The following is a 6787-nucleotide window of genomic DNA, read 5'->3' as shown; positions in this document are numbered from 1 at the left end:
CTCCACGCGTTTCAACCGGCTGCGTAAGGAACGCGGCCACGTATTCCAGAGGCGCTACAAGGCGATCCTGCTCGGATCGGAGCGGCCTCTGCTCGAGTGGTGGACTACGTCCACCTGAATCCGGTAAGGCCAACACGTACGTGAGCTGCGCACCCAGACGACGGCCGGCAACCCCTGGATTGCCAAGCGGCTGAGCATGGGACACCCTTGAAGGGGGACAAACCTGATCCGTGAGCATTCGAAATGAGAAAATATTTAAATTCTACGTTTGCCCCCCCTCGTCTCTGTCCTTACAGCGTATTCACGTTGAAGTTGTTAGGCGCAAATGAGTCGTTCCAGCTGTGATTGCCTTTTCCTCGCCGTGCCAAAGCAGTACGCCGCGGAGCGTATCGGGCAGTTGGATTTCGATGCTGTAGCTGCTTTCGTTCGTCGTCTGAATTTGTAAAGATATGAAAGTATCGCGCCAGGGGACGCTTAGCTTCAGTGAGCGTAACGAGCCTAGCTGCGGCCGAATTTCGACTTCGTCGAAACCGAAGCCGCGTGGGCGTATGCCAGCGATTGAGCTGTAGGCGTGATACAGTGGGTGGGAGCTCCAAGCGTGGCAATCCGATCGGCCGACGATGGCTTCCTCGGGGAAGGTATAAAAGCCTGCATCTATAAACTTTGACCACTCTTGTAGCCGCGCTTGTAGTGCTTCGGCGTGAGCTTCTTGGCGATATGCTTCGCAAATGTAATGCGTGAAGTAGGGGCCTGCGCGTAAGAGATTTTTGGATACGACGAGTGTTCGAGACACTGTGGCATGCGCCGTTTCTGAGAGATGCCCCGAGAGTAGAGCGAGCGCCTGTGAGTGCTCGGAGTAGGTGCTCTGGCTGCTATCGTCGGCGATGGCGCCGTATTCTGCATTCCAAAATGTGGCTTCGCATGCGGTAGCGAGTTCACGGCTCAAACGTTTGGCATACTCTGCACGCTCGGGTTCCTCGAGCCACTGACTCAGCTCAGCGAGTTCGTTGAGTGCGAGTACGAGTTGCCAGTTGAGTATGCCACTGACGCCACCAGGCTCGGCGCCTTTGGGCTCGCCTCCTGGAAAAATGGTGGAGTCGACATAGTTCCAGCCTTGCGGAGAGCAGATGAGGCCAGATTCATTGCGATCCAAAAGAAAGTGATCCACAATCCACCAAGCGGTAGGCAAGTGCTTGCGAATGAATGCGCTGTCCCCATGCCAGCGTCCGTAGTCGCGCAGCATACCGATCCACCAAAGCGCAAAGGGGGCGATGATTTTGATCTCGGAGCTGGGCGCACTGCAGGCCGGGAAGGGGCTGGCACCTGTCATTGTGAGCGCGAAGCTGTGTATGCCTTTTTCGATGAGGCGCACATCGCGGTCAGTCAGGTAGGTGATGAGTGCTTGAATGCGAGTGTCGCCGATGTATTGCAATTGCTCCCAGTAGGGGCAGTCGGTGTAAGTCTCCTGCGCGCAGGCCTGCAGGGTGCGATACGCGACGGGGATTTGAGCGTTCAACCAAGCGGCATCGGAGTGGAAGTTTGATTCGTTTTTGAGAGGGTAGCCCGTATGCTCAAACTGAACTTGTTTGATAGTCAGAGCTTCCTCGGCTGTTGAAATGGTGATCTGCACAAAGCGCCCCGCTTGCCACCAGAGTGGTTCCAGTAGGCTCGTGTCGGATGCGTTGAGCGTGAATCTGTCCGTTACGCCGACGAAGTGGTGGCCTTCTAGCTGAAGCCTATCTTCGGGAGCGAGTGCTTGTTGCGGATCGGTTGATAGGCGTTCGGCCCAGCCGATTGTGATGCTGCTCCCTGCGCCGCCTTGAGTGGCGATTTGACTATAGGCACAGTAGTAATTATTGAGGTCAATTAGGATACGGCGCGTGCTGTATGGAGCGATTGTAATCGGGGTTACGGCGATTTGAGCTTCGTTGCCCAATGTCTCATGCGGCCCGCATTCGACTTGTTCCTTAGAGGTGGGACGCAGTGCCTTACCCATTGCGTTGTGGGTAGCGCAGGTGCCAGTCGCATCGCAGCTATGATTCAATAGCGCATGCCATTGCGCCGCCTCGCTTTTAATATTTTGCGCTAAATTGATACACTGTATCTGTGTATCGACTATGCAGACAGTGCAATCTGTTTGGATGGTTTCGGCACGCATGGATGGTAGGCGCCCGGGATGAAGGATGCGGTCGTTGGGGCTGGTGGCTAATAAGAAGCCATTGTTACCGGCAGTGCGCAGGTGAGGGGATTTCCATGCTTCGGTATGAACTTTGGAAAACACATCTAGCCATCGCATGCCTGTGTAATGAATGCGTTCGCCGCAGCCGATGTCACGCCCCACCTGCTTGACTGGGGCTAGGAATTGCACGTTGTGGAGCTCCTGTGCCTGCCAGTTGGCGATGCCGGTGGAGAATTGCTCGGTAAATGGCGTCGATGCGGCGAGTAGAAAGCCCGGTTCCACACTGACTTGTGCCCACGGAGGGCTGGCGCATAAGTGCCAGACAATGGCCCGCAATTGATGCGCGCCTGCGGGGATGCGGACGCGGTAACTTTCGTAATACCACTCACGCGTGGTGCCACGCTCGCTGCCTCGGCCAATGCGCATGTCGTCGAGGTAGAGCCAATAGCGTTGATCGGCGGTGACGTGAAACTCGACTTCGCTTGTTTTCTCCAGAGTGAAGTCGAGACGATAGGCGGTGACGGTGGATTTGCTGCGCGGGTTCGCTGCTTGGATCCAGTGGGCAGGCCATTCCGTGCGGGGCCCCCAGGGAGTCCCGGAGCTTTTGCTCGGGAAGGGGAATTGGGTGAGTTGGATCTTCTGTGCGTCTGGCATGGTGACTAAATGTAAAAGTATGGCATCCTTTTAGTCAGTTAATTACTGAATCGGTAAAGCCGCTGATTCTCGATGAGGGGAGATTCAATAGTAGGGGCGACGGGTTCAATAATATATCTTTTTCAAGGCTTAGTTAAGTCATTTTTCCATTGGAGACTGCCCGTGCTCAAGTCATGTATAGGTGCACCTGCGTATTTGGGTTGTAGGCTATCACATCGGCATACAATAAGGCCCCATTAATAAGGCCCATTTGCCATGTGGGCGGCCACATTACCAATGTGCGTGGGGCGCGTAGAATAATTTTGCATGACAACGTGCGTCCACGCTTCTTACTTGATATAACAAAGGCTATTCGCATGATGATATGCAACATCCCTTCCTCCGACCGCTCGCATTACAGTCAATCGATCCTCATGCCCGGCAGCGATAGTTAGGGCATCAAAGATTTCGGGCACACTTATTGAGCCACCAATGGTAAAGCTATTGCCCAAAAAGAGCACCTTGTTGATCGCCCCTTTAGGAGTTTCCTCCTAAAGGGGCGATCAACAAAGAACATAATAATACACGAGCGAATTGGCTGAACTTAGAACGGCACATTTTTTTTATTCGGGGAGTGTTTTTATGAATAGAAGTATCTGGACATGAAAGCACCCAAATAGGTGCTGCAAGTATCAACTTTGAGGGGCGTACGGATCTCTCCTCAGAGGCTGAGTTTAATTTGACTGCGATTGGCACGACTGACTGGGCTTATTGGGATCTAATTTGGGGGAGTGGCGACCCTGCAGCGAGTGGTGTGGCCACTAATGACATGAATGGCGGCTTTGGCATCGGTTCGATTTCCAATTTAGGGGCAGGCACAGAATTGCGAGGCACTTCTGCCTTCCTGGCAGGCGTCTTTATGCTTGGCCTTTTCCTCTTTCGTAGCCGTTAGGTTTTGGTTTTCATTTAGTAGGCGCACAGGAAACTCTGCGCTGGAGGAGTTGTCATTTTTCTCTGCTATAGTCGTGACTCAACAAGAGTCGCAGAACTATATCAGTTAGATGGGGCGAAGTGATCTCTTGGGCAGGTTTGGAGGACTAGCTTATGGCCTTCGTTTAGAATCGGGTATTGCAGATCGCGAAAGCAGAGAACTAGCTTGAAATAATTTTCAAAGCTTCGATTCAGAAAATTTTACCCTTCAACCCCTGATTTTTTTGCTCACTGACATGAAACGTCCCTTCCTGCTCTTGACTCTTCTCGCCACTTCCTTGGCTGCGGCTGACCTTAAACCCATCCAACCGCTGTCGGCTGTGGCCAGCTCCGAGCGTTCTACAGCTCCCGCTGCCAAGGTGATCGATGGTGGTCGCTCGGATGACTCGCGGTGGTTGAGCTTGGCAGAAGCTGGCCCTCACTGGATCGAACTGACCTTGCCTTCGGTTCAGCGTTTGGGCGGGATTTACCTCTTCTCCGGTTATCAGGGAAAGGATCCAATTACCGATTTTTCGATTCAGTTCCAACATGAGGACGCATGGGTGGACATTCCTTCCGCTATGGTGGCTGGCAATGAAGCGACTGTGCTGCGGATGCCATTTGACGCGGCAGTTGATGTCGTGACCGACCGGCTTCGGGTCCAGATAACCCGCACGCCAAAGGAGGTCGCACGCATTGCCGAGATTGTGGTGTGGCCTTACTCAGCTGAGGGGATTCCTCAACTGCCGGGGGCATCCGAGGTCGAGGTGGTGCCGGGGGTGTTGCTCAATCAAAGCGGTTTCGATGACGCGTCGCCGAAGCGGTTTACTGCGCCGAATGTGGTGGACGGCACCGCCTTCGTGATACGAGCGGTGGGAGAGGAACAGGCACTCTATCGCGGGACCGTCACGAATTGGATCGGCGATTTCACAGGCTTCATTCCCGGCGATGATCGCGAGTATGAGGTTGTGGTCGGGGAACAGCAGTCAGTGCCCTTCCGGGTGGGGCCGTGGTGGCTGGAGCGGGTGAGCTACCAGGGGGCCGTGGACTTCATGATAGACAGTCGTCATTACGTCGGCAACACTCGTGGACGTCGTTCATGGTCCTACGGATGGCGCGATGATCATGCGTTTGGCTGGCAGCTGAATACCCTGGTGCCACAATGGCTGTCCAATCCGTCGGCCTACACCCGTATGCCGCGACAGATCCGCTACGAGGCGCCCAAGAATTCTGCGTTGTGGGGGCGATTGGAGCCGCCGGCCGAAAATGCGCCCGACATTGTGAAGCTCATTCACTGGGGAGCTGACGTGATCGTCACCCAGGGGCTGACCCATGAGTTTATGAAGGCGCAACTGGCTTATTTTCTCGAGGCCTGGCCGACCATGAGCGAATATCTACCGGAGCAAAATTACCGCGTGGTGTCCGACTTTGCCTTCGCTCACTGGGCGGACGCGAAGGACGATCAGGATTATCGCCACGACGAGAGTCCGGAACACGACCTGTTTGCCCTGAAAACCAAAATCGGTTCAACCAAAGGGGCCTATCCTCCGGGGTTTTCCATCGAACCGAATCTGTTGATGCATGCAGTGGCTTTAAAGGAGGGGCGTCCCGATGCGCAGCGCTATCTGGATGCGGCTGTCACTCAGGCCGATTGGATGGTGAAACACCTCGATTGGAACGATCCACAGACCACCAAGGGGCAGCGGGTAGGCGAGTGGGTGACCATGACGGGACTGGCCCGTCTGCTGGCGACGTATCCGGACAGCGCCCCGCAGGGCTTGCACCAGAAGATCGAAGCGTGGGTCGATGTGGTGATTCGACGATCGGATAATGCCTGGGACTTTCGAAAACTCGGCGACCAGCCCGACCAATGGGTTCCCTCCGGCCCCAAGCCGCATATGTGGAACGAGGTGGGCAATGTCGTGGGTCTGCCCGCGGCAATCTTGGCGGCGATGCCATTCGTGGACGATCCCGACAAGTCGTCGCGTCTGGATGAGGTCCTGTGGGCGCATTTCGACGCGATGTTCGGGCGCAATCCCCTCGGGCGGCATTATAACAGCAAGGCGCCGAGCGAGATCGAGGGCGTCGAACTCGGCTGGTTCAGCCGCTATAAGGGCGGCAACGGTCAGTTGGAGTTGGTGCGTTTTGTCTTGGATGGCTGCGCCAAGAACGTCCACTTTCCCTACCATCCCGAGTTGGGGAATGTGGGCTGGACCGAGGGATGGGTTCAGCACAACACACCGTTCAACTTGGGCCTAGCTTACCTCGCAAAAGCGCGCACTCAAATCGCAGCGGAAGTGCAGGGGGATCATTTGACGGTGTCACTGCGTGCCCCCTTGAACTTCGACTATACGCAGCAGGAATCGGGCGTCGTGGTGGTGACCAGCTCTTCGGGGGACCGTGAAGAACTGGTCGTCCATGAAGCGGGCGAAAGCTCCAGAGATTTCCTCGGAAGCCTGCCCATCGCCATGGGAGAAAGTCCGCAGTCCAATGACCATCAGTTGCAATGTCAGCCCCGAGATACCATCTCGGTGTCCTACGGTCACGGGTATTTTGGCCACAAAATCACGCTCCCGCTCAAGCGATGAGCTGCTAGGTGACTGGAAGTGGCCTCTCTTTCCTGCACTATTTCCCATTGTTAGGCTCAGCGTTTGCATGATTTGGGATAAATCATCCTGTCATTCCGTATGACCAGCTACTCTAGGATAGGCGAGGGGGCGACCTGACGCCTCCGTAACGCAGGTGAAATGGCCTTTGGGCATCCCTCTTGTGTTCATTCGATGCTCAAAGCGCGTCCAGCGGGCTCAAGATCTGATCCTGCTGGTCCTCCATCACGTGCAGATAGATCATCGTCGTCTCCACGCAGGCATGCCCTAAGAAATCCTGCAAAGTCCTAATATTTGTCCCATTCTCTAGGTAGTGTTTTAAATTAAAGATTCACGTACAACGCAATCTTCATGAGCTTCCTACTTGCATCCCCGGCGACAGTATTCAGCATTAGCAGCT

4 protein-coding genes are annotated in these 6787 nt (G+C 54.9%); 2 read left to right on the top strand and 2 right to left on the bottom strand.

What is annotated here, in order from left to right:
* Positions 1 to 301: 301 nt before the first annotated feature.
* Positions 302 to 2833, bottom strand: a complete 2532-nt coding sequence (locus tag QEH52_RS18850; protein WP_308952508.1) for an alpha-L-rhamnosidase-related protein — start codon at positions 2831 to 2833, stop codon at positions 302 to 304.
* Positions 2834 to 3551: 718 nt separating this feature from the next.
* Between QEH52_RS18850 and QEH52_RS18845 the strand changes: the two genes are divergently transcribed.
* Entirely contained in the window at positions 3552 to 3764 is a 213-nt protein-coding gene (locus QEH52_RS18845) for a hypothetical protein (protein ID WP_308952507.1), read from the top strand.
* Between the two features lie 274 nt (positions 3765 to 4038).
* Positions 4039 to 6369 (top strand): discoidin domain-containing protein, encoded by a 2331-nt coding sequence (locus QEH52_RS18840; RefSeq protein WP_308952506.1) that lies wholly within the window; start codon positions 4039 to 4041, stop codon positions 6367 to 6369.
* Between the two features lie 196 nt (positions 6370 to 6565).
* Here QEH52_RS18840 and QEH52_RS18835 read toward each other — a convergent pair whose 3' ends face one another.
* On the bottom strand, positions 6566 to 6718 hold the full coding sequence (locus QEH52_RS18835) for a tyrosine-type recombinase/integrase (protein ID WP_308952509.1): 153 nt from the start codon (positions 6716 to 6718) through the stop codon (positions 6566 to 6568).
* Positions 6719 to 6787: the final 69 nt, after the last annotated feature.

The organism is Thalassobacterium maritimum, assembly GCF_031127805.1.
In the GTDB taxonomy this organism is placed as follows: domain Bacteria; phylum Verrucomicrobiota; class Verrucomicrobiia; order Opitutales; family Coraliomargaritaceae; genus Thalassobacterium; species Thalassobacterium maritimum.
Note: the sequence above shows the minus strand (reverse complement) of the source record. Positions and strands in the feature narration are given on the sequence as shown.